Consider the following 22,793-nt stretch of genomic DNA (forward strand, 5'->3'; position numbering starts at 1 on the left):
GGGGGGAACCATGACGATCACGTCAGGAGGCAAACATGGATGACGTCAGCAAGTGCCCGTTCTCGGGCGGCTTGAAGGGATTTTCGAACAAGGATTGGTGGCCGAACCAGCTCAATCTGTCGGTCCTGCATCAGCACTCGAACCTCTCCGATCCGCTCGGCGAGGCGTTCGATTACTCCAAGGAATTCAAGAGCCTCGATCTCGACGCGCTGGTCAAGGATCTGCACGCGCTGATGACGGATTCGCAGGACTGGTGGCCGGCCGATTTCGGCCATTACGGTCCGCTGTTCATCCGCATGGCCTGGCACGCCGCCGGCACCTATCGCATCGGCGATGGCCGTGGCGGCGCCGGCACTGGTCAGCAGCGTTTTGCGCCGCTGAACAGCTGGCCGGACAACGCCAACCTCGACAAGGCGCGCCGCCTACTGTGGCCGATCAAGCAGAAGTACGGCCAGAAGATCTCCTGGGCCGACCTGTTCGTGCTGACCGGCAACGTTGCGCTGGAATCGATGGGCTTCAAGACCTTCGGCTTCGGCGGTGGTCGCGCCGATACCTGGGAGCCCGAGCAGGACATCTATTGGGGCCCCGAGGGCAAGTGGCTCGCCGACGAGCGCTACAGCGGCGACCGCGAGCTCGCAGGCTCGCTCGCTGCCGTGCAGATGGGCCTCATCTACGTCAACCCGGAAGGCCCGAACGGCAATCCCGATCCGCTGGCTGCCGCGCGCGACATCCGCGAGACCTTCGCCCGCATGGCGATGAACGACGAAGAGACGGTGGCGCTGATCGCCGGCGGTCACACCTTCGGCAAGACCCACGGCGCGGGTGATGCGTCGCTGGTCGGGGCCGAGCCGGAAGGCGCCGACATCGCGCAGCAGGGTCTCGGCTGGGCCAGCAAGTACGGCTCCGGCAAGGGCGGCGATACCATCACCTCCGGCATCGAAGTGATCTGGACGACGACGCCGACCAAGTGGAGCAACAACTTCTTCTGGAATCTGTTCGGCTATGAATGGGAGCTGACCAAGAGCCCGGCCGGCGCGCACCAGTGGAAGCCGAAGCATGGCGCCGGCGCCAACACCGTGCCGGATGCGCATGACAAGTCCAAGCGCCACGCGCCGTCGATGCTGACCACCGACCTCGCGCTGCGCTTCGATCCGGCCTACGAGAAGATCTCGCGCCGGTTCATGGAGAACCCGGATCAGTTCGCCGATGCTTTCGCCCGCGCCTGGTTCAAGCTGACCCACCGCGACATGGGTCCGAAGGTGCGCTACCTCGGCCCGCTGGTGCCGAAGGAGGATCTGATCTGGCAGGATCCGGTGCCGCCGGTCGACCATCCGCTCGTGGACGACAACGACGTCGCGTCGCTCAAGGCGAAGATCCTTGCCTCTGGCCTGTCGGTGTCGCAACTGGTGTCGACGGCCTGGGCCTCGGCCTCGACCTTCCGCGGCTCGGACAAGCGCGGCGGCGCCAATGGCGCGCGCATTCGTCTCGCTCCGCAGAAGGACTGGGCGGTCAACAACCCGGCCGAGCTCGCCAAGGTGCTCTCGACGCTCGAGGGCATCCAGAAGGAGTTCAACGCGCAGGCCACCGGCGGCAAGAAGGTGTCGCTCGCCGACCTGATCGTGCTGGCCGGCAATGCCGGCATCGAAGCGGCGGCCAAGAAGGCCGGCGTCGAGGTGACCGTGCCGTTCGTGCCCGGCCGCACCGATGCCTCGCAGGAGCAGACCGACGTCGAGTCGTTCGCGGTGCTCGAGCCGACCTATGACGGCTTCCGCAACTATCTCAGCGGCAAGCAGTGGCTGTCGGGCGAGGAGCTGCTGGTCGACAAGGCCCAGCTGCTGACGCTGACCGCGCCGGAGATGACCGTTCTGGTCGGCGGCCTGCGCGTGCTCGGCGCCAACGCAGGCGGCTCCAAGCATGGCGTGTTCACCGCCCAGACGGAGACGCTCACGAACGACTTCTTCGCCAACCTGCTCGACATGGGCGTGGTGTGGCGGCCGGTCGATCAGGGCGAGCACACCTTCGAGGGCCGTGACCGCAAGTCCGGCGCGATCAAGTGGACGGCCACCCGCGCCGACCTGATCTTCGGCTCGCACTCGCAGCTGCGGGCGCTCGCCGAGGTCTATGCGAGCTCGGATGCCAAGCAGAAGTTCGTCAAGGACTTCGTCGCCGCCTGGACCAAGGTGATGAACCTGGACCGGTTCGAGCTGAAGGCCTGAGGCGATCAGCCGACTGACCAAGACGAAGCGGCGCTTCAGTGATGAAGCGCCGCTTTCTTGTGTGCATCCGTGCGCGCGAGATGACGACTACCGCTCCGCGGCCGAGCCGCCGCCGTCGATCTGGCGGCCCATCAGCGCGATCGCCTTCTGGTAGACGCCCGCGGCGTTCCAGGCCTCGATCGCCACGAAGTTCGGCTCGCCCGGCTGATAGCCGGCGCCCGCCTTCCAGCCATTGGCGCGCAGGAAGTTGGCGGTGGAAGCCAGCGCGTTGGCGGCGACGTCGAGATTGCCGGTGCCATAGGCGAGGATGTTCTTCGGCATGAACTGCGTCTGCCCGACCTCGCCATGCATCGAGCCGCGGGTGTTGCCCGACAGCACGCCGCGGTCGATCAGCTTGAGCGCGGCATAGAGCTGGTCGGTGAAGAATTCCGGACGGCGGCAGTCATAGGCGAGCGTCGCGATCGACGACAGCATGTGCTGATTGCCGCGCTGGCTGCCGAACGCACTTTCCATGCCCCAGATCGCGATCAGGGGTCCGGGCGGCACGCCGTAGCGCTGCTCGATCGAGGCGAACATCGCCGCCTGCGACTGCTTGAGCTGGCGGCCGCGCGCGACGATCGCCGCAGCCCCGCGCTTGGCGAGGAACTGATCGAGCGAGAGCTGGAAGCTGCGCTGGCCGCGATCGGCGGCGACCGTCGCCGAGGCGTAGTTGGTCTGCATCAACGCGGCGATCGCGGTGCCGCCGACGCCCTTCGCCCTCGCCTCCTCGCTGAATTCGCGCTTCCACGCCTCGAACCCCGCCGGCGACGAGCCGCACTGCGCCGCCTGCGCAACGCCGCCGCAGGCTGCGAGCAGCGTCGCGGCAGTGAACGTGAAGATGATCATGGCCCGCCGGTTGATCATTCAGACTCCTCTGGTCGCGTCCGCCGATGCGGCCTGCATCGTGCCCCTGTCGGAACATCGGACGCCGCTGCGCGGCAATATCGGCCGCCCCTGGTTGAAACGGCGACAACCTATCGGAAATGGAAGAAAATCATAGCCGGCGGCGCGTGAGCCGCAGATGAACGCGCCGAGCGCCGCCTGTGAACGAGCAGCAGGACGATCGGCCCAGGCTGCCGTGCAGGTTCCAAGATCCAGCTCCCGCAATCGTGATCCGCGGATACGCGTCGATCGCCTTCGGGCTTGATCAAATCGCAATAACAATACTATACAGTTTCGTTTAGTGAACGGATGGGTGGGACGTGCGATCGCGTTGGATCCGAGCGGCAGGGAGTCTGGCCGCGTTCTGCAGCCTGGCTCTCCTGCTCGGCGGCTGTGCCGCCGTTCAGCGCGCGGCCTATTCGGCCAACGACGCCAAACGCGCCACGATCGACGGCTTTCGCGCGATCCGGATGTGGGCCGATGCGCCGGCCGCGAGCTTCGACAACGCCGCGTTCAAGCCGCAGCCGCAACCTGGCAAGCCCTTCGCCTATCTTGCGCTGTCCGGCGGCGGCGGCGACGGCGCATTCGGCGCCGGCGTTCTCAACGGCTGGAGCGAAAGCGGGGCTCGTCCCGAATTCACGATCGTCTCGGGCGTCAGCACCGGTGCCCTGATCGCGCCGTTCGCCTTCCTCGGGCCAGCCTACGATGCGACGCTGAAGGAGATGTATACGAGCGGGCTCGCCAGCTCGTTCGCGGCCTCCCCCAACGCGCTCAACGCCGTGTTCGGCTCATCCCTGTTCGATGGGCAGCCGCTCCGCGACGCGATCAGCCACTACACGACGCCGGACCTGCTCGCGGCGATCGCCAGAGAACACGCCAAGGGCCGGAGACTGTTCGTCGTGACCACCGACCTGGACGCGGGGCGCCCGGTGTTGTGGAACATGGGTGAGATCGCCTCGGCGCGGACGCCGCGCGCGCTCGATCTGTTCCGGCAGGTCCTGACCGCGTCCGCCAGCGTTCCCGTCGCGTTTCCGCCGTCGCTGATCGCGGCCTCCTCCGACGGCAAGCCGATCGAGGAGATGCATGTCGACGGCGGCGTCTCGACCCAGGTGTTCACCTTTCCGGACCGTCTGTTGATGCAGCCCGAATCATCGCGGCGCATGGCCTCAGCGAGGCCCGCCATCTACATCATCATGAACGGTCGGACGTCCACCGATTTCCAGCCGGTCGAAAACAGCGCCAAGGCGATCGCGATCCGCTCGCTGGCCATGAAGAGCAAACGCGAGATCCGGAGCTACCTCTCGGCCACCTATCAGTTCGCCCGGCACAATGGCCTGGCCTTCAACATGACGGCGATCGACCCGTCCGTCCCCGAAGGTCAAGGCGTCGGCTTCGACACCGACTACATGCGCTCGCTCTACACCCTCGGCCATGACGGCGCGCGCTCGGGTCGCTTCTGGACCCAGACGCCGCCGGCGCCGTTACCTTGACAACCGCGCCGCCGACAATTATAAAACGATACAGTTTCGTTTTATCGCAACCGTTTCCCAAGGGAATGCTCTACAAGCACCGACCGAGATCGGAGACAGCAGGCCGTCATGAAACGATTCATTCTGTTGACCTTGATCCTGCTGTCATGGACTCCCCTGGCGCACGCCGTCGCCGGAACCGGCACCGGCATGCAGACGGAGGGTGATCCGCAAGCCTCCACCGATCCGGCGCTGAGCCAGGAGACGATTGATCGCGAGCTCGACAAGTTCAGGCGGACGGAGGTGTCACTGCACCAGGCGCTGCGAATCGCCGAAAGGATTCATCCTGGCTCCAAGACCGCGGACATCAGCTTCGAGGGTGGGCTCGACGCCCCCGTCTACAAGGTTCGAACCCTGCAGCGCGGACGGATCTGGGAATCCGACATCGACGGCACCACGGCAAAGGTGCGCAACAGCGTGCTGTTCTCGACCGTGGACGGACTGAGCGAAAGCGACCGTAACAGCCTGGCCGCCCTCACCACGGTCCGGCTCAAGATGTCGGATGCGATTCGGATCGCCGAGCGCTCGGCGGCCGGCCGGGCGATCAGTGGCGGCCTGATGAACAAGGACGGCAAGCTCGCCTTCATCGTGGTCGTCGTCAGCGGCAACGATCTCAAGCAGGTGACGCTCGAACCGTCATTGCTGCGGCGGCGCTGATCGCGCTGCTCAGGCCTTCGGCTGCAGCGCCAGGAAAGTCTTGACCCGGTCACGGACGAAGCCGGGCAGCTCCCTGCGGATCGTCCGTTCGCTCTCGCCCATCAGCGAGCGCATGATCACCGGCATGACGATCAGGTCGATGAAGATCTCGGCGGAGGCCGCCGACGCCTTCGACGGCGTCCGGCGGGCGGTCATGGCCGAGACGCCGATCGTCTCGGCGAGCAGCGCCGCCACGGCATGGGTGGCGCGCTTACGCGAGACGTCATGAAACTGACAACTGAGATCGGGAAACCGGTAGGCCTCCCCGATCGTGACCCGTAACAATCCGAGCGATTCCTTCAGCGCGCGATCGACGATGGCGATGGCAAGTCCAACCAGCTTTTCCTGTGCAGTGCCGGCGACCGGCGTGTAGGCCCCGAGATTCATCACGTCGTTGATGGAGCGCTCGACGACGGCGGCAAACAAGGCGGCCTTGCCGGTGTATCGGGCATAAATCGTCGGCTTGCTGGCGGGAGCGCGTTCGGCGATCTCGTCGATGCTGGCGCCGTCAAAGCCGCGCTCGAGAAACACCGCGCGCGCAGCGTCCAGAATACGTTCCTCGATGTTTCCAGCCAGCGCCTTCGGCGGCCGTCCCACCCGCCCGCGAAACGCTTCCGTGCGTGCAACGTCCGTACGTTTCAATTTGGCCTGCGTGCGGGCCATACTCAACGACCTCGACTCGACATGAAGACATATCGTTAACGGATTACACGTTCTTGTCGAGACGGCAATAGAACAACTACGCCACGCGGCTATGCGCATGGTGGCGTACATAATCGGCAATGCATCAGCACAGGCACCTCAAAATACCTCAGGCAACAAACTCCACGAGATCGTCGAGCACAGCGAGCGCACCGTCGAACGTGTCGTCATGAAAGTAGAGGCTGCGCGTGATCAGCACGGGAACGCCGGCGCGGGTCGCAGCCATCAACCCGTTACCGGAGTCCTCGATCGCGATGCAACTGGCCGCGGGTAGATCGAGCTGCGACAAGACCTCCAGGTAGACATCGGGCGCAGGCTTCTTGCGCGCGACATCGTCGGCCGCCACGACGGCGGCAAATCCTGCCTCCCAATCCACGCCCAACACGGGCGCCAGCAGGGCATCGATATTGGCGCGCGTGGTCGTCGTCGCGATCGCGAGCCGCTGCCCGCGTGCCGAGGCAGCCCCCAGCAGTGCTTCGACGCCCGGACGCAATGGGCATCCCTTGTCGGCCATCAGCGCGGCAAACCGCTCCGTCTTGATGCGATGAAGCCGGGCAATGACTGCGTCGCTCAGCGGCGGCCCCGTGCGCCGCCTCTGGTCGAAGGCGCGAATGCGCTCCTTGCCGCCGGCGACGCGCAGCAGCTCCTTGTAGATGCGGCGGCCCCAGTGCCAGTCGATGCCGACCGCGACGAACGCCTCGTTGAAGGCCTCGCGATGGATCTCCTCGGTCTCGGCCATGGTGCCGTCGACATCGAAGATCAGCGCGCCGGCGTCGGCGATGCGGCGCCTGAGATCGTCGAGCGGCGCGTTCATCACCAAAGCGAGACTCATGATTGCGCCTCCGCCCTGCCGTCGCCTGCGTCGGCGCCCTTGGCGAACACGCGACTCGCCAGCACGTCGCTGGCTTCGATCGACATCACGTCATCGGACGTCAGTACGCGGTCGAGCCGCGACACCAGCCGGTTGGCCTGGCGCAGGCGGATCCGATCCAGCGCGTTGCGGATCGAGCGCGCGTTCGAGAACAACGGTTGGGTGCGCCGGACGGCGATGTACTTTTCGAAAGCGGCGCGGGCCTCCGGGGTGAAGCGATAATTCTGCCCCTCCAGCATCATCTCGGAGATCGTCAGTAGCTCGGCTTCCGAATAGTCGGGGAAGTCGATGTGGTGGGCGATGCGCGAGCGGAAGCCGGGATTGCTCTGGAAGAACTTCTCCATCCGGTCGGCATAGCCGGCAAGAATGACCACGAGGTCCTCGCGCTGCGATTCCATGATCTGCAGCAGGATCTCGATCGACTCCTGGCCGTAGTCGCGCTCGTTCTCGGGACGGTAGAGATAATAGGCCTCGTCAATGAACAGGACGCCCCCCATCGCCTTCTTCAGCACTTCCTTGGTCTTTGGCGCGGTGTGGCCGATATATTGGCCGACGAGATCGTCGCGGGTGACACTGATGACGTGGCCGCGACGGACGAAGCCCAGCCGGTGCAGGATGCCCGCCATGCGCAGCGCGACCGTGGTCTTGCCGGTGCCGGGATTGCCGGTGAACGACATGTGCAGGGTCGGAAACGTCGTCGCCAGCCCCATCTTGCGGCGGATCCGCTCCATCATCAGCAGCGAGGCGATCTCGCGGATCCGCGTCTTGACCGGCGCGAGCCCGACCAGCTCACGGTCGAGCTGCTCCAGCACGGGCGCAATATCGACGCTCTCGAACTCGCGGCGCAGGTCGACGGTATCGACCGGCGTCGCCTGGGTGGTGTCCGCCTGCGTGGCCTGCATCATCCGCTCGTGCTCCGTTCGGGACGCTCGCATCAGATCGCCGTGCCTTCGAACCTGGCAGCAACGAAGCAACGGCAAATAGAAGGTGATATGGCCGCTCCGGGCGGAGATCCCTGCCACGCCGCAGACCTGCAAGCGCAGCAGCGACCTCCGCCCGCCAGGGATCAGTAACGCTGGCCTTCGGGGCGCTCGGCCGCGTAGGACCGCGTCGAATAACGCTGATTGCGCCCGACGGTTTCCTGCCGGTCGAGCCGGAAGCCCGGCTCGTTCTGCGGCCGGTTGACGATGAAGGACAGCCGGGTCGACTCCCAGCCGTGGGTGGAGTCGAAGGCCGAGATGCGGATGTAGCGGTCGCCATAGATCTTCCGGCATTCGGCCAGCTCGCGCATGATGCCGGCGGCGTCACGCAGGTCGAACATCGGCAGGCCCCACATCTCCCAATAGGTGTTGCGGGGATGCGGATCGTCGGTGAACTCGATGTTCACGGCCCAATTCTTCTCGAGGCAATACTGGATCTGGGCCGTGATCTGCTCGTCGGTCAGATCGGGTAGGAAAGAAAAGCAGCCTTGGGTCACGCGCATGTTGATGTCTCCTGATGTGGCTGATGCGGGCGAGCGGGCTCCGGCCCGCGTCGCGGCGGCGCATCGAATAATGACTAGGCGGCGGGCGTGACGGTCGGCACGAAGTCCGGCGAGTCGGTCGATTCGTAGTTGAAGGTGACGTCCTTCCAGATCTCCAGCGCCTCGCGCAGCGGCGTGCAGGTCTGCGCCGCCTTGGCCAGGATCTCCGGGCCCTCATGCACGTAGTCGCGGCCCTCGTTGCGGGCGAGGATCATCGCCTCCAGCGCGACGCGGTTGGCGGTCGCACCGGCGGCGATGCCGCGCGGATGGCCGATGGTGCCGCCACCGAACTGCAGCACGACGTCCTCGCCGAGCAGGTCGAGCAACTGGTGCATCTGGCCGGCATGGATGCCGCCGGACGCCACCGGCATCAGCTTGTTCAGGCTGGCCCAGTTCTGGTCGAAGAACACGCCGTGCTCGAGCCGCATCGGATTAAAGTCCTCGCGGCAGATGTCGTAGTAGCCGCGTGTGGTGTTCGGGTCGCCCTCGAGCTTGCCGACCACGGTGCCGGCATGGATGTGGTCGACGCCGGCAAGCCTCATCCATTTGGCGATGACGCGGAACGACACGCCGTGCGCGCGCTGCCGCGTATAGGTCGAGTGTCCTGCACGATGCAGATGCAGGATCATGTCGTTCTTGCGAGCCCACTTCGCCATCGACTGGATCGCGGTGTAGCCGATCACGAGGTCGATCATGACAACGCATGACCCGAGCTCCTTGGCGAACTCGGCGCGCTCATACATGTCTTCCATGGTCGCTGCGGTAATGTTGAGATAAGTCCCCTTCATCTCACCGGTGGCCGCCTGCGCCTTGTTGACCGCCTCCATGCAGTACAGGAAGCGCTCGCGCCAGTGCATGAACGGCTGCGAGTTGATGTTCTCGTCGTCCTTGGTGAAATCGAGCCCGCCCTTCAGCGCCTCGTAGACGACGCGGCCGTAGTTGCGGCCGGACAGGCCGAGCTTCGGCTTGACGGTAGCGCCCAGCAGCGGCCGGCCGAACTTGTCGAGCCGCTCGCGCTCGACGACGATGCCGGTCGCCGGCCCCTGGAACGTCTTCACATAGGCAACCGGCAGCCGCATGTCCTCCAGCCGCAGCGCCTTCAGCGGCTTGAAGCCGAACACGTTGCCGATGATCGAGGCCGTCAGGTTGGAGATCGAGCCCGGCTCGAACAGATCGAGGTCATAGGCGATATAGGCGAAGTAGCTGCCGGGCGAGCCCGGCACCGGCTCGACGCGGTAGCACTTGGCGCGGTACTTCTCGGCCGCCGTCAGGCGGTCGGTCCACACCACGGTCCAGGTCGCGGTCGAGGATTCGCCGGCGACCGCGGCGCAGGCCTCGGTCGGATCGACACCGTCCTGCGGCGTGACGCGGAACAGCGCGATCACGTCGGTGTCCTTTGGCTGATAGGACGGCTCCCAATAGCCCATGCGCTTGTATTCCATGACGCCGGACTTGTAGCGATCCTTGCCGCGCACCGTGATCGATGGGTCGTTCATGTGTTCCTCCTGAATGTTCGTTATCGCCGTGGATGTCAGGCAGCTTCAGTCATTCCCCCAACTCGCGGATCGAGTGCGCCGGAGCGGTAGCGCTTGGCCATTTCGGCGAGCGGAATGACCTTGATCCTGGACGCATTGCCGGCAGCGCCGAACTGCTCGAACCGCTCGCGGCACAACTCGCGCATCGAATCCATCGCGGGCTTCAGGAACTTGCGCGGATCGAACTCGACCTTCGACGACGCGCCGACCTTGCGGAAGATCGCGGTCATCGCCAGCCGGCAGTCGGTGTCGATATTGACCTTGCGGACGCCGTGGCGGATGCCGCGCACGATCTCCTCGACCGGCACGCCCCAGGTCTGCGGCATCTCGCCGCCGAACTGGTTGAACATGTCCTGCAGCGCCTGGGGCACCGAGGACGAGCCGTGCATCACCAGATGCGTGTTCGGCAGCCGGCGATGGATCTCCTCGATCACGTTCATGGCGAGGATCTCGCCGTCCGGCTTGCGCGAGAACTTGTAGGCGCCGTGCGAGGTGCCCATCGCGATCGCCAGCGCATCGACCTTGGTGGCGCGGACGAAATCCACGGCCTGGTCCGGATCGGTCAGCAGCTGCTCGCGGCTGACTTTGCCCTCGAGGCCATGACCATCCTCCTGCTCGCCGCCGCCATGCTCGAGCGAGCCGAGCACGCCGAGTTCGCCCTCGACCGAGGCGCCGACCCAATGCGCCATGTCAGTGACACGGCGGGTGATGTCGACATTGTAGTCGTAGTCAGCCGCGGTCTTGGCGTCGGCCTTGAGCGACCCGTCCATCATGACAGAGGTGAAGCCGTACTTGATCGCGGTGGCGCAGGTCGCCTCGTCGTTGCCGTGGTCCTGGTGCAGGCAGAGCGGAATCTGCGGATACATCTCCTCCAGCGCGTCGATCATCTTCGACAGCATGATGTCGCCGGCATAGGAGCGCGCGCCGCGCGAGGCCTGGATGATCACGGGGGCGTCGACCGCCGCGGCCGCCTCCATGATCGCGAGCCCCTGCTCCATGTTGTTGATGTTGAAAGCCGGCACGCCATAGCTGCGCTCGGCAGCATGGTCCAGCAATTGTCTGAGCGTGATCCGCGCCATGTTGATCTCCGTCCCTGTTTCGATGTTCTATTCTGTGACGCGGCTCAGGAAGCCCGCGCCCGGATGATGTTGCGCATGGCCGCATCGGCGACCGCCGCAGGCGTGATGCCGAATTCGCGGTACAGCACCTCGGCCGGCGCCGAGGCGCCAAAGCCCTGCATGCCGACGAACTCGCCGGCATCACCGAGCCAGCGCGCCCAGTCGCCCTCGATCGCAGCTTCGACCCCGATGCGTGGCGCATGGCCGAGCACCTCGGCGCGATACTCTGCCGACTGCTTGCGGAACAATTCGAAGCACGGCGCCGACACCACCGCCGCCTGGACGCCTTCGGCCGCCAGCAGCTTGGCCGCCTCCAGCGCGATGGCCACCTCCGAGCCGGTCGCAATCAAAGTCACGTCGCGACCGGCCTCGGGCTCGATGACCACGTAGGCGCCGAGCGCTACCTTGTTGTGATCCGATGCCTCGGTGCGGAACGCCGGCAGCGCCTGCCGCGACAGGCACAGCACCGACGGCGAGGTCTCCGCACGCAGCGCGCAATCCCAGGCTTCCGCCGTCTCGACCGCGTCGGCCGGGCGGAATACCAGGAGGTTCGGAATGGCCCGCAAGCTCGCGACATGCTCGACCGGCTGATGCGTCGGGCCGTCCTCACCGAGGCCGATGGAATCGTGGGTCATCACGTGGATGACGCGGATGCCCATCAGCGCGGCCAGGCGAATCGCCGGCCGGCTGTAGTCGGCGAACGCGAGGAAGGTGCCGCCATAGGGAATGAAGCCGCCATGCAGCGCGATGCCGTTCATGGCCGCGGCCATCGCATGCTCGCGCACGCCATAGTGGATGTAGTTGCCGTCCATGGTCGCGGGCGTGACGGACTTGTGCGTCTTTGCCTTCGTGAGGTTGGAGTGAGTGAGATCCGCCGAGCCACCGAGCAGATTGGGCAGCACCGTCGCAATGACATCGATGACGTTCTGCGAGGCCTGGCGGGTGGCGATCTTCGGCCGCTCGGCCGTGAGCTGCGCGATGAACTGCGCCATGCGCTCGGTATAGGCGGCTGGAAGCTTCTTGTTCAGCGCGTCGTGGCAGGGCGACCGGTCCGCGGTGCACAGCTTGCGCGCACGCTCCTTCCAGGCCTGGCGCACGCTGCGGCCGCGCGCGCCGATCTCGCGCCAGCTCACCACCACGTCGGCCGGCACCTCGAACGGACGGTGGGGCCAGTGCAGTGCCGCGCGGGTCTTCTCGACCTCCTCCGGCCCAAGCGGCGCGCCATGCGCCTTCTCCGAGCCCTGCCGTCCGGGTGAACCGAAGCCGATCGTCGTCCGGCACGCGATCATGCTGGGACGATCGCTCTGCCGCGCAGCCGCGATCGCCGCAGCAATCGCTTCCGGATCATGGCCGTCGATGCGGCAGGTCGCCCAGCCAGAGGCGGCAAAGCGCGCGAGCTGATCGTCGGAGCATGCCAGCCCGGTCGATCCGTCAATCGAGATGCCGTTGTCGTCGAACAGCACGATCAAACGATTCAGCTTGAGATGCCCCGCGAGCGAGATCGCCTCGTGACTGATGCCCTCCATCAGGCAGCCGTCGCCGGCGATCACATAGGTGTAGTGATCGACCAGATCGTTGCCATAGCGCGCGTTCATCAGGCGCTCGGCGAGCGCCATGCCGACCGCCGTCGCGATGCCCTGCCCCAGCGGACCGGTCGTGGTCTCGACGCCCGGCGTGTGGCCATATTCCGGATGCCCGGGCGTCTTGGCGCCCCATTGCCGGAACTTCTTCAGCTCATCGATCGTGACCGCCTCGTAGCCGGTCAGATGCAGCAGCGCATAGAGCAGCATAGAGCCGTGTCCGGCCGACAGCACGAACCGGTCGCGATCGGGCCAGGCCGGATCGGCGGGATCGAACTTCAGGAAGCGCTGATACAGCACAGTGGCGACATCGGCCATGCCCATCGGCATGCCGGGGTGGCCCGACTTCGCCTTTTCGACGGCGTCGATCGCGAGGAAGCGGATGGCATTCGCCATCTCCGCATGGCTGGGATCGGCCTTGATATCGGTCTTGCTATCAGTCTTGGGGGCCAGCGTCTGCACGGCGGTGGCGGTCATAGCGTGCGCCTCTTTCGGTCCATCAGTTGCATGATCATGGGGGTGAGAATGAGCTGCATGGCGAGATCGAGCCTGGAACCATGGATCACGATCGAATTCGCGCGCGACATGAAGCTGCCCTGGATCATCGAGAGCAGATAGGGAAAGTCGATGCCGCGCGGATTCTTCAGGCGGATGACGACCATCGACTCGTCGGGCGTGGGAATCCAGCGCGCGATGAAGGGATTCGACGTGTCGACCGTCGGTACACGCTGGAAGTTGATGTCGGTCTCGGAAAACTGCGGAATGATGTAGTTCACATAGTCCGGCATGCGCCGCAGGATTGTGTCGGTGACCGCCTCGGTGGTATAGCCGCGCGAGGCACGGTCGCGGTGCAGCTTCTGGATCCATTCGAGATTGATGACCGGAACGACACCGATCTTGAGGTCCGCATGCTGGGCAATGTTGACCGTCTCGGTGACGACAGCGCCATGCAGGCCTTCGTAGAACAGAAGATCGGACTCTTCCGGCAGCCGCGTCCAGTCGGTGAAGTTGCCGGGCCTTGTGTCGTAGAGCCGCGCCTCCTCCTCGTCATGGACGTAGTGGCGCGTCATGCCCGTGCCGGTCTCGGAGTAATCGCGGAAGGTCTTCTCGAGCTCCTCGAACAGGTTGGTGTCGGGGCTGAAATGGCTGAAGTGCTTGTTGCCGAGTTCGGCCTCCTCGACCATCTTGCGGCGCATCTCCTCGCGATTGTAGCGATGGAAGGCATCGCCCTCGATGTAGGCCGCCTTGACGTTCTCGCGGCGGAAGATGTTCTCGAAGGTCTTCTTGACGGACGTGGTGCCGGCGCCCGACGAGCCCGTGATCGAGATGATGGGATGACGACGTGACATGACTTTTCTCCGGAAGGCGCGTTCGGCAGGCAGGCTCAGCGGAACAGGCCGCGCCGCGCGAACAGGGGCGCATCGCTGGTTTCGAACAGCGGCTCGACACCCTCGTGCAGCTGGTCGACGTCACGAACAAGGCGAACGTCGCCCATGATCAGCGGCGCGCGCTGATGCGGCGAGCGCGCCGACAGTTCGAGAATGCGCGAACGGCCGCTCGAGGCCGAGCCGCCGGCCCATTCCATGATCAGCGCCATCGGATGCGCCTCGTAGACCAGCCGCAGCCGGCCCTCACGATAGCCGGGGCGGGAGTCGGCCGGATAGAGGAACACGCCGCCGCGCATCAGGATGCGATAGGCCTCGGCGACCAGCGAGGCGATCCAACGCATGTTGAAGTCGCGGCCGCGCGGGCCCGCGGCGCCCGCCAGGCATTCGTCGACATAGTTGCGCACCGTCCCGCTCCAGTGCCGGCGGTTCGAGGCGTTGATGGCGAACTCCGGCGTATCCTGCGGGATGCGGATTCCGGACTTGGCGAGCATGAACTCGTGCAAGGTCGGATGCAGGACGTAGAGATCGACGCGGCGGTCGATCGCGAGCACCAGGCAGGTCTGCGGTCCGTAGACGAAAAAGCCGGCGGCACGCTGCGCGGTGCCGGGCTCGAAGAAGCTGGAGAGCACGTCGCGGCCGCGCGGCCGGATCGAGAAGATGGTGCCGACCGAGATGTTGTTCTGCAGGTTCGAGGAGCCGTCGAGCGGGTCGATCGCCACGCAAAGTGGGGCAGCAGCGTTGACCGTTTCCGGCCGATCGACCTCTTCGGACAGGATGCCGGCGACAGGAGCCCGGCGCAGCGCATCCCGCATCAGATTGTCGGCGACGATGTCGAGCGCCTTCTGGACGTCGCCGTCGGCGTTCACGGTGGCGGCGCCTTCGTCGACGCCGGACAGCGGCGCGATAGCGATCTGCCGCGCGAGCTCGCGCGCCGCCTCGGCCAGAGCCTCGATGACCGCGGCACAGTCGGCGTCGGCACCCTGCGCCGCCAGATGTGCCTGCAATGTCTGATGATGATCCATGGGCCACTCCCTTGCCATCAGCCCATTCTTTGGAGAGCTTGATGCGTGCGGCACGAAGGGGTCGTGCCGCACCCCCATCAAGGCCCGGTTTGCGTGATTAGGGAAATTTCATTATCTTTGGATCGACAAAAGTTTTCCTTATATCGAGGGTTCCATGAGCCGGCGCTTCTCACGCGACCTCACCATTCGCCAGCTGCGCGCGCTCGCAGCCGTGCAGGAGTCCGGATCGGTCACCTCCGCGGCCGGCCGTCTTCACCTGACGCAGCCTGCGGTCACGCTGCAAATTCGCAACCTTCAGGAGCTCGCCGGCCTGCCGCTGATCCAGCGCACCACCGACGGCATGATTCTCACCGAAGCCGGACGCAGCGTGCTGGCGCTGGCCGAACGCGTCGAGGCGGCGCTGCAGGATTGCGAGCAGGCGCTCGACATTTTGGCGGGGCGCAGCGGCGGCAGGGTCGCGATCGGCGCGGTCAGCACGGCGAAATATTTCGTTCCCTTCGCCATAGCGGAATTCTCGCGACGGTTCCCCAAGATCGACGTCACCCTGCGGATCGGCAATCGCGACACCATCCGCGAAGCGCTCAGAGGATACGATCTCGACATCGCCATCATGGGACGGCCGCCGGCGGACATTCCCGTCGACATGCGGCCGATGGGCAAGCATCCGCATGTCATCGTCGCGCCGGCGGGGCACCGGCTCGCGCGCCGAAAACGGATCGCGGCCGCAGAGCTCGCGGGCGAGGTGTTCATCACGCGCGAGAGCGGCTCGGGAACCCGCATGCTGATGGAGACCTTCCTGGAGAAGCACGGTCTGCATCTCAAGACCAGCATGGAGATGGACAGCAACGAGACCATCAAGCAGGCCGTCATCGCCGGCCTCGGCATCGCCTTCATCTCGCAGCACACGGTGTCGCACGAGCTCTCCGAGGGCCGCCTGGTCACCTTGAAGGTGCCCGGACTGCCCGTGATCCGGCAATGGCATGCGGTACGGCGCGCCGACAAGCTGCTGCTGCCGCCGGCGCAGGCCATGCTGGATTTCCTCGGCAAGGAGGGCGCACGGTTCCTGCCCCGTTGACGGCACGGTGAGGGACCGGCGTGGTGGCACCGTGCGCGCGCACTTCGATGTGCGCGCACCAGACCTCACGCGGCCTGCGCCAGCCCCATCTCGGCCCAGATCGCCGAGAGTGCCGTCGGCCGAAATTGCCAACACGACCGTCGCAACCACACCCGCTCTCAGCATCCTGCGTTGTCCCGATTTTCCGAATCCTCGCGCAGCTATCCCTTACAGTGATTAGTGCGATGAATACTTGTCATGCCATGTGTCGGTGAAATGATTGCTGAAAATGAGCGGTCAAGCCGCAGTTTGAACATGCGGCAGGCGCAGGGATACCGTTGGAAGTATGTGCTTGTAAATAAGCCTTGACACTGAGGGCGCAGCATGGACTGTCGAGTCTCTCAAGACGTTAGCGGGATGCGACCTAGCGCCTTCAAGATGGGCGCCGACGGCGTCGGCCGTGGTCCTTGAGCGTCTCCAACGGGTGCCTAGACCATGGCCGAATTTCACGGTCCACGCGCCGACGTGACATTACTGCTCGACATGGACGGCGTGATCCGTGAGGCGACGCTGTCTCCCAACATGTCATCCGAAAATGTCGACGTGTGGCTTGGCCGTCCTTGGTCCGAGATCGTCGACGGTGCGAGCGAGAAGATCGAACGCATCATGCAGGACACCAAGCGGACCGGCATTTCCGCATTCCGCCAGATCACGCAGCGCTTCCCCAGCGGCCTCGAACTTCCGATGGAATTCACGACTGTACTGCTCGGCGGTCGGGCTGGCATGCTCGCGATCGGCAAGAACCTGCAGGCCGTGGCCGAGCTGCAGGCCCGGCTGATCTCGGCCCAGCAGACCATCGAGCGCGACTATTGGAAGCTGCGCGAGATCGAAACGCGCTACCGGCTCGTGATCGAGGATTCCAACGAGGCCGTACTGCTGACGAAGGTCCGGGATCTGCGCATCGTCGAAGCCAACCGGACCGCGGCCTCCGCGCTGGGGGCATCCGGCCGCCGCAGGGACAATCTGGTCGGCCGCGAGTTTCTGCAGGAGATTCCAGCCACTGACCGCGAGCTGGTTGAACAGATGCTGAGACGCGTGCGCGACCAGGGCAAGGCGCCCGGCATCGTGGTCCATCTCGGCGCAGAGGCCGTCCCCTGGATGCTCAGGGGATCCCTGATGACCAGCAATACCGGGCCGATGTTCCTGCTGCAGATGGCGCCGATCGGCAAGGCTGCGCAGCCTGGCCTCGTGCCGGACAATCCCGAAGCGCTGATCGACAGCCTCCCCGACGCCGTCATCAGCATCGACGGCGGCGGTGCCATCAAGCGCGCGAATCGCGCGTTTCTGGAACTGGTCGAGATCGGGTCGACGGAGGCGGTCATCGGCGAGAAGCTGAGCCGCTGGTTGACGCGCCCGGGCGCCGACCTTTCGGTCCTGATCTCCAACGTCGAGCGCCACGGCACCGTTCGGCTGCTATCCACGACCATCCAAGGCGAGCTCGGCACCGAAACGGAGGTCGAGATCTCGGCTGCGGCCTATGGTCTGGACGGCCATCCCCGGATTGCGCTGGTGCTGCGCAATGTCGCCAGGCGGCTGTTGCCGACTGCGGAGCATGACAACCTCAGGGTCGCGCTGGCCGCCCTGAACGAATCCGTCGGCAAGACTCCGCTGCGCAAGCTGGTGAAGAGCACGGTCGAGGTCGTTGAACAGCATTACGTCCGTGCGGCGCTCGAGCTCGCCAATGGGAATCGGACGTCGGCCGCCGAAATTCTTGGTCTCAGCCGCCAAAGCCTTTACGCCAAGCTCGATCGGTATGACCTCAGCCAACCAGAAGAAAGCGACGACGAGGAAACCGAAAAGGGGAGCTAGTTGCCCGCTGCGAGCGCGCGGACCGCGGTCGACTTGCCGGCGCCGCGATCGCCAAAGGCCAGCACGCCGCCGACCTTCGGATCGACGACAGCGATCATCAGCGTCAGCTTCATTTCGTCCTGGCCGACGATGGCCGAGAACGGAAGGCGATCCCCATGAGCTTCCCCTGCACCGCGACGAGTTCCCGTCGCGTTGTCAGCATGAGATCACAATCAGGGGCCGCACTTCAACCCGTGAGGAATGCACGCCCTCAGCGTGCCAGGCTCGGCAGGTCGAGGCCGTAGGCCTCGGCGCACGCGATAGCGTCCTCGTAGCCGGCATCGGCATGGCGCATCACGCCGGTGGCCGGATCGTTCCACAACACGCGCTCCAGCCGCCGCGCGGCGTCGGCCGTGCCATCGGCGACGATCACCATGCCGGCATGCTGCGAATACCCGATGCCAACCCCGCCGCCATGATGCAGCGACACCCAGGTCGCGCCGCTCGCGCAATTCAGGAGCGCGTTGAGCAGCGGCCAGTCCGAAACGGCATCCGAGCCGTCCTTCATCGCCTCAGTCTCGCGGTTCGGGCTCGCGACCGAGCCGGAGTCGAGATGGTCGCGCCCGATCACGATCGGGGCCTTCAATTCGCCACGGGCGACCATCTCGTTGAACGCAAGCCCGAGGCGATGACGATCGCCGAGCCCCACCCAGCAGATCCGCGCCGGCAGCCCCTGGAACTTGATGCGCTGCCTCGCCATGTCGAGCCAGTTGTGCAGGTGCTTGTTGTCCGGCAGCAGCTCCTTCACCTTGGCGTCGGTCTTGTAGATGTCTTGCGGATCGCCCGACAGCGCAGCCCAGCGGAACGGACCGATGCCGCGGCAGAACAACGGGCGAATATACGCCGGCACGAAGCCCGGAAAATCGAACGCGTTGGCGAGGCCCATGTCCTTCGCCATCTGGCGGATGTTGTTGCCGTAGTCGAGCGTCGGGATGCCCATGGCGTGGAAATCCAGCATCGCCTGGACGTGGCCGACCATCGAGGTCTTCGCCGCCTGCTCGACGGCCTTCGGCTCCGACGCGCGCTTGGCCTCCCACTCGGCCAGCGTCCAGCCCTTCGGCAGATAGCCGTTGATCGGATCATGCGCGCTGGTCTGGTCGGTGACGATGTCGGGGCGCACGCCGCGGCGCACGAGCTCCGGGAAGATCTCGGCGGCGTTGCCAAGCAGGCCGACGGACACCGCCTTCTTGGTGTTGGCGGCCTCGGCCATCAGTGCCAGCGCCTCGTCGAGCGTGGCCGCCTGGCGATCGAGATAGCCGGTGCGCAGCCGCATCTCGATGCGGCTCGGCTGGCATTCGACGGCGAGCATCGACGCGCCCGCCATCGTGGCGGCCAACGGCTGCGCGCCGCCCATGCCGCCGAGGCCCGCGGTCAGGATCCACTTGCCAGCGAGATCACCATTGTAGTGACGGCGGCCGACCTCGACGAAGGTCTCATAGGTGCCCTGCACGATGCCCTGGCTGCCGATATAGATCCAGGAGCCGGCCGTCATCTGGCCGTACATCATCAGGCCCATTTTATCGAGCGCGTTGAAATGATCGAGCGTCGCCCAATGCGGCACGATGTTGGAGTTGGCGATCAGCACGCGCGGCGCATCCGGGTGCGTACGGAAGATGCCGACCGGCTTGCCGGACTGCACCACGAGCGTCTGATCGGCTTCGAGCTTGCGCAAGGAGGCAACGATGCGATCAAAACTGTCCCAGTCGCGCGCGGCGCGGCCGATGCCGCCATAGACGATCAGTTCGCTCGGCTTCTCTGCCACATCAGGATCGAGATTGTTCATCAGCATGCGCAAGGGCGCTTCGGTGAGCCAGCTCTTGGCGCTGATGTCGCTGCCAATGGGGGCGCGGATCACCCGCGCATTGTCCAGGCGTCGGTTCATGGGTCCCTCTCATCCAAGCTTGGGAAACGGATCGCGTCCGAGTGCATGCGTTGCAACCGTGGCCAGCACACCGCCACCGACGAGCGCGGCCGCCTTGGCGAGATCGTCGGCCATGTAGCGGTCGTGCACCAGCGCCGGCACATGCGCGCGAAGCGCGGCAATGACAGCAGACAGCGCCGCGCTGGTGCCGTGCGGCGCTCGCAGCTCGATGCCTTGGGCGGCGACGAGCAGCTCGATGCCGATGATAGCAGCGAGATTGTCAGCCATGTCGTGCAGCCGCCGCGCCGCATGCGCGGCCATCGAGACGTGGTCTTCCTGGTTGGCGCTGGTCGGCGTGGAGTCGATCGAGCATGGCAGCGCGCGCTGCTTGTTCTCGGCGAACAAAGCCGCCGCCGTCACCTCGGCGATCATGAAGCCGGAGTTCAGTCCCGGCTCCGGCGTGAGGAACGGCGGCAGGCCGAAATTCAGCGCGGGATCGACCAGCGTGGCGATGCGCCGCTCGCTGATGGCGCCGAGCTCGGACAGCGCCAGCGCGATCTGGTCCGCAGCGAACGCCACCGGCTCGGCATGGAAGTTGCCGCCGGAGATGATCTCGCCGGTCCCGACCAGCACCAGCGGATTGTCGGTGACGGCATTGGCCTCGATCACCAGTGTGCGCGCCGACTGCGTCAACAGATCGAGCGCGGCGCCTGCGACCTGCGGCTGGCAGCGCAGGCAATACGGATCCTGCACGCGTTCGTCGCCTTCCAGATGCGACAGGCGGATGGCGCTGCCGTCGAGCAGCTCCGTCAGCACGCGGCCAGCTTCGATCTGACCGGGATGACCGCGCAGCGCCTGGATCTCGGGGCGGAACGGCGCGGTCGAGGCCATCGCGGCATCGACCGACAGCGCGCCGGCCACCAGCGCGGCGTTGAGCAGATCATGCGCGCGCAACAGGCCAGCGAGCGCATAGGCCGTCGAGAACTGCGTCCCGTTGATCAGCGCGAGGCCTTCTTTCGGCCCGAGCGTGACCGGCGTCAGGCCGGCGTGCGCCAGCGCCTCGCGCCCGGGCACCAGCCGGCCATCGTGGAAGGCCTGGCCCTCGCCGATCATGACCGCCGTCATGTGCGCGAGCGGCGCCAGATCGCCGGAGGCGCCGACGGAGCCCTGCTGCGGCACGAACGGAGACACGCCGTGCGCCAGCATCGCCTGGAGCTGCTCGATGATCTCGCGCCGCACGCCCGAGGCGCCGCGGCCGAGCGAGATGATCTTCAGCGCCATCATCAGCCGCACGACCGGCTCGGGCGTCGCCGGGCCGACGCCGCAGCAATGCGAGAGGATCAGATTGCGCTGGAGCTGCGCGGTCTGATCGGGCGGGATGCGCTTCGAGGCCAGCTTGCCGAAACCGGTATTGATGCCATAGACCGGCTCGGCGCCTTGCGCCGCCTTGGCGACGATCGCGGCCGCCGCCTCGACGTCAGGCCAATAGGAAGGCTCGAGCGCGACCGCGGCTCCGGCGTAGATCTGCGCGAGATCGTACAGGCCGATGCGGCCCGGCGCTGCAATGATGGTGCTCATCGGCCCCTCCAGACGCGCTGATGCAGGGGATTGAAGCCCATGCGGTAGACCAGCTCCGCGGGACGGCGGATGTCCCAGATCGCGAGATCGCACCATTTGCCGGCGTCGAGCGTGCCGGTCTCAGCCGACAGACCAAGTGCGCGGGCGCCTTCGCGCGTCACTGCGGCAAGACACTCGTCGACGGTCATGCGAAACAAGGTCGCGGCCATGTTCATTGTGAGAAGCAGCGAGGTCAAAGGCGACGAGCCTGGATTGCAGTCGGTGGCGAGGGCCAGCCTCACGCCATGTTTGCGGAACAGCTCGACCGGCGGCTTCTGCGTCTCGCGGATGAAGTAGTAGGCGCCGGGCAGCAGCACTGCGACCGTGCCGGCGCGCGCCATCGCGGCGGCGCCGGCATCGTCGGTGTGCTCGAGATGATCGGCCGACAGCGCGCCGAATTCGGCGGCGAGCGCAGCGCCACCGAGATTGGACAGTTGGTCGGCATGCAGCTTGACCGGCAGGCCGAGCGCTTTCGCCGCAGCAAATACCCGCGACGTTTGCGCGTGAGAGAAGGCGATGTTTTCCATGAACGCATCGACGGCATCGGCGAGGCACGACCTTGCGACCGCCGGCAGCATCTCATTGCAGACGAGATCGATGTAGCGGTCCTTGTCGCCGCCAGCCTCCACCGGCAGCGCGTGGGCGCCGAGAAAGCTGGTGCGCACGCCGACCGGCCGCCTGCTGCCGAGCGCGCGGGCTGCGGACAATTGCCGCAGCTCGGTTGCGGTTTCCAGGCCATAGCCGGACTTGATCTCGATCGTGGTGACGCCCTCGGCGAGCAGTGCATCGAGCCGCGGCAGAGCGCTTGCAACCAGCGCCTCCTCGCTGGCGGCGCGCGTTGCAGCGACGGTCGAGACGATGCCGCCGCCAGCACGGGCGATCTCCTCATAGCTCGCGCCCGCCAAGCGCAGCTCGAACTCATGGGCGCGGTCGCCGCCGTAGACGAGATGGGTGTGACAATCGACGAGGCCCGGCGTGATCCAGCGGCCCTCGCAATCGATGCGCTCGGGCGCATCCGCATTGGCTGGAAAATCGGACTGCGGGCCGGCAAAGGCGATGCGGCCGCCGCGCGCGGCCACCACGCCCTGCTCGATCACGCCGAGGCCCGGCTGCCCCTCGCGCAGCGTCGCGAGCCGCGCATTGTGCCAGATCCGATCGAAGCGCTCGGCCATGCTGCTGCCTCCCAACTTCACGAAAGCTTGACGGGCGATATGTCTATACATAAACTCGCTTCCGCCGTCCTGTCCAGCGGG

General features: G+C 65.8%; 18 protein-coding genes and 1 pseudogene. 5 read left to right on the forward strand and 14 right to left on the reverse strand.

What is annotated here, in order from left to right; translation table 11 throughout:
• Window positions 1-35 precede the first annotated feature (35 nt).
• Complete coding sequence (gene katG, locus QX132_RS24545) at window positions 36-2,216, forward strand: catalase/peroxidase HPI (protein ID WP_316163099.1); 2,181 nt, start codon at window positions 36-38, stop codon at window positions 2,214-2,216.
• 87 nt (window positions 2,217-2,303) lie between these two features.
• Here the strand turns inward: katG and QX132_RS24550 are convergent, their stop codons facing one another.
• Window positions 2,304-3,119, reverse strand: coding sequence for a lytic transglycosylase domain-containing protein (locus QX132_RS24550; protein WP_410052886.1), 816 nt, complete (start codon window positions 3,117-3,119; stop codon window positions 2,304-2,306).
• Between the two features lie 338 nt (window positions 3,120-3,457).
• Here QX132_RS24550 and QX132_RS24555 point away from each other — a divergent pair, with 338 nt between their 5' ends.
• Window positions 3,458-4,627, forward strand: coding sequence for a patatin-like phospholipase family protein (locus QX132_RS24555; protein WP_316163100.1), 1,170 nt, complete (start codon window positions 3,458-3,460; stop codon window positions 4,625-4,627).
• A gap of 108 nt (window positions 4,628-4,735) precedes the next feature.
• On the forward strand, window positions 4,736-5,323 hold the full coding sequence (locus tag QX132_RS24560) for a PepSY domain-containing protein (protein ID WP_316163101.1): 588 nt from the start codon (window positions 4,736-4,738) through the stop codon (window positions 5,321-5,323).
• 9 nt (window positions 5,324-5,332) lie between these two features.
• Here QX132_RS24560 and QX132_RS24565 read toward each other — a convergent pair whose 3' ends face one another.
• The 9 genes from QX132_RS24565 to QX132_RS24605 form a co-directional block, all read right to left on the reverse strand.
• Window positions 5,333-6,025, reverse strand: coding sequence for a TetR/AcrR family transcriptional regulator (locus QX132_RS24565; RefSeq protein ID WP_315813157.1), 693 nt, complete (start codon window positions 6,023-6,025; stop codon window positions 5,333-5,335).
• 148 nt (window positions 6,026-6,173) lie between these two features.
• Window positions 6,174-6,896: an HAD-IA family hydrolase gene (locus QX132_RS24570; RefSeq protein WP_315733732.1), complete on the reverse strand. Its 723-nt coding sequence runs from the start codon at window positions 6,894-6,896 to the stop codon at window positions 6,174-6,176.
• Window positions 6,893-7,837 carry a CbbX protein gene (gene cbbX, locus QX132_RS24575; protein WP_315735640.1) on the reverse strand — a complete coding sequence of 315 codons (945 nt, stop codon included), beginning with the start codon at window positions 7,835-7,837 and terminating at the stop codon, window positions 6,893-6,895. Before cbbX ends, QX132_RS24570 begins: the two co-directional genes overlap by 4 nt.
• 164 nt (window positions 7,838-8,001) lie before the next feature.
• Window positions 8,002-8,418, reverse strand: coding sequence for a ribulose bisphosphate carboxylase small subunit (locus QX132_RS24580; RefSeq protein WP_315733734.1), 417 nt, complete (start codon window positions 8,416-8,418; stop codon window positions 8,002-8,004).
• A 74-nt stretch (window positions 8,419-8,492) separates the two neighbouring features.
• Window positions 8,493-9,953, reverse strand: coding sequence for a form I ribulose bisphosphate carboxylase large subunit (locus QX132_RS24585; RefSeq protein WP_315778468.1), 1,461 nt, complete (start codon window positions 9,951-9,953; stop codon window positions 8,493-8,495).
• A 35-nt stretch (window positions 9,954-9,988) separates the two neighbouring features.
• Window positions 9,989-11,071 (reverse strand): class II fructose-bisphosphate aldolase, encoded by a 1,083-nt coding sequence (gene fba / locus QX132_RS24590; RefSeq protein ID WP_315733737.1) that lies wholly within the window; start codon window positions 11,069-11,071, stop codon window positions 9,989-9,991.
• A gap of 44 nt (window positions 11,072-11,115) precedes the next feature.
• Window positions 11,116-13,167, reverse strand: coding sequence for a transketolase (gene tkt, locus QX132_RS24595; protein ID WP_316163102.1), 2,052 nt, complete (start codon window positions 13,165-13,167; stop codon window positions 11,116-11,118).
• Complete coding sequence (locus QX132_RS24600; RefSeq protein ID WP_315733741.1) at window positions 13,164-14,039, reverse strand: phosphoribulokinase; 876 nt, start codon at window positions 14,037-14,039, stop codon at window positions 13,164-13,166. Before QX132_RS24600 ends, tkt begins: the two co-directional genes overlap by 4 nt.
• Before the next feature lie 35 nt (window positions 14,040-14,074).
• Window positions 14,075-15,118 (reverse strand): class 1 fructose-bisphosphatase, encoded by a 1,044-nt coding sequence (locus tag QX132_RS24605; protein ID WP_315733743.1) that lies wholly within the window; start codon window positions 15,116-15,118, stop codon window positions 14,075-14,077.
• A gap of 136 nt (window positions 15,119-15,254) precedes the next feature.
• Here QX132_RS24605 and QX132_RS24610 point away from each other — a divergent pair, with 136 nt between their 5' ends.
• Both QX132_RS24610 and ppsR read left to right on the forward strand, forming a co-directional pair.
• A complete protein-coding gene (locus QX132_RS24610) occupies window positions 15,255-16,175 on the forward strand; it encodes a LysR family transcriptional regulator (protein WP_315755203.1) in 921 nt (306 codons plus the stop codon).
• Window positions 16,176-16,649: 474 nt separating this feature from the next.
• Window positions 16,650-18,023: a transcriptional regulator PpsR gene (gene ppsR, locus QX132_RS24615; protein WP_315785537.1), complete on the forward strand. Its 1,374-nt coding sequence runs from the start codon at window positions 16,650-16,652 to the stop codon at window positions 18,021-18,023.
• A gap of 5 nt (window positions 18,024-18,028) precedes the next feature.
• Here ppsR and QX132_RS24620 read toward each other — a convergent pair.
• From QX132_RS24620 to hutI, 4 genes and pseudogenes are all read right to left on the reverse strand, one after another.
• A pseudogene (locus QX132_RS24620) lies at window positions 18,029-18,166 on the reverse strand (magnesium chelatase ATPase subunit I); the annotation flags it as partial.
• Window positions 18,167-18,273: 107 nt separating this feature from the next.
• Window positions 18,274-19,944 carry a urocanate hydratase gene (hutU, locus tag QX132_RS24625; RefSeq protein WP_316163103.1) on the reverse strand — a complete coding sequence of 557 codons (1,671 nt, stop codon included), beginning with the start codon at window positions 19,942-19,944 and terminating at the stop codon, window positions 18,274-18,276.
• A 9-nt stretch (window positions 19,945-19,953) separates the two neighbouring features.
• Window positions 19,954-21,501: a histidine ammonia-lyase gene (hutH, locus tag QX132_RS24630; protein ID WP_316163104.1), complete on the reverse strand. Its 1,548-nt coding sequence runs from the start codon at window positions 21,499-21,501 to the stop codon at window positions 19,954-19,956.
• The gene (hutI, locus tag QX132_RS24635) at window positions 21,498-22,712 is read right to left on the reverse strand and encodes an imidazolonepropionase (RefSeq protein ID WP_316163105.1); all 1,215 of its coding nucleotides are present in this window, start codon (window positions 22,710-22,712) and stop codon (window positions 21,498-21,500) included. Before hutI ends, hutH begins: the two co-directional genes overlap by 4 nt.
• Between the last annotated feature and the right edge of the window lie 81 nt (window positions 22,713-22,793).

The organism is Bradyrhizobium sp. SZCCHNRI20481 (assembly GCF_032485055.1).
GTDB lineage: Bacteria > Pseudomonadota > Alphaproteobacteria > Rhizobiales > Xanthobacteraceae > Bradyrhizobium.

What these genes read in the sequence shown, in the direction of transcription:
- katG (WP_316163099.1), top strand. Translation starts at nt 36, where the DNA reads ATGGATGACGTCAGCAAGTGCCCGTTCTCGGGCGGCTTGAAGGGATTT.
- QX132_RS24550 (WP_410052886.1), bottom strand. Translation starts at nt 3,119, where the DNA reads ATGATCAACCGGCGGGCCATGATCATCTTCACGTTCACTGCCGCGACG.
- QX132_RS24560 (WP_316163101.1), top strand. Translation starts at nt 4,736, where the DNA reads ATGAAACGATTCATTCTGTTGACCTTGATCCTGCTGTCATGGACTCCC.
- QX132_RS24565 (WP_315813157.1), bottom strand. Translation starts at nt 6,025, where the DNA reads ATGGCCCGCACGCAGGCCAAATTGAAACGTACGGACGTTGCACGCACG.
- QX132_RS24570 (WP_315733732.1), bottom strand. Translation starts at nt 6,896, where the DNA reads ATGAGTCTCGCTTTGGTGATGAACGCGCCGCTCGACGATCTCAGGCGC.
- cbbX (WP_315735640.1), bottom strand. Translation starts at nt 7,837, where the DNA reads ATGCAGGCCACGCAGGCGGACACCACCCAGGCGACGCCGGTCGATACC.
- QX132_RS24580 (WP_315733734.1), bottom strand. Translation starts at nt 8,418, where the DNA reads ATGCGCGTGACCCAAGGCTGCTTTTCTTTCCTACCCGATCTGACCGAC.
- QX132_RS24585 (WP_315778468.1), bottom strand. Translation starts at nt 9,953, where the DNA reads ATGAACGACCCATCGATCACGGTGCGCGGCAAGGATCGCTACAAGTCC.
- fba (WP_315733737.1), bottom strand. Translation starts at nt 11,071, where the DNA reads ATGGCGCGGATCACGCTCAGACAATTGCTGGACCATGCTGCCGAGCGC.
- tkt (WP_316163102.1), bottom strand. Translation starts at nt 13,167, where the DNA reads ATGACCGCCACCGCCGTGCAGACGCTGGCCCCCAAGACTGATAGCAAG.
- QX132_RS24600 (WP_315733741.1), bottom strand. Translation starts at nt 14,039, where the DNA reads ATGTCACGTCGTCATCCCATCATCTCGATCACGGGCTCGTCGGGCGCC.
- QX132_RS24605 (WP_315733743.1), bottom strand. Translation starts at nt 15,118, where the DNA reads ATGGCAAGGGAGTGGCCCATGGATCATCATCAGACATTGCAGGCACAT.
- QX132_RS24610 (WP_315755203.1), top strand. Translation starts at nt 15,255, where the DNA reads ATGAGCCGGCGCTTCTCACGCGACCTCACCATTCGCCAGCTGCGCGCG.
- ppsR (WP_315785537.1), top strand. Translation starts at nt 16,650, where the DNA reads ATGGCCGAATTTCACGGTCCACGCGCCGACGTGACATTACTGCTCGAC.
- hutU (WP_316163103.1), bottom strand. Translation starts at nt 19,944, where the DNA reads ATGAACCGACGCCTGGACAATGCGCGGGTGATCCGCGCCCCCATTGGC.
- hutH (WP_316163104.1), bottom strand. Translation starts at nt 21,501, where the DNA reads ATGAGCACCATCATTGCAGCGCCGGGCCGCATCGGCCTGTACGATCTC.
- hutI (WP_316163105.1), bottom strand. Translation starts at nt 22,712, where the DNA reads ATGGCCGAGCGCTTCGATCGGATCTGGCACAATGCGCGGCTCGCGACG.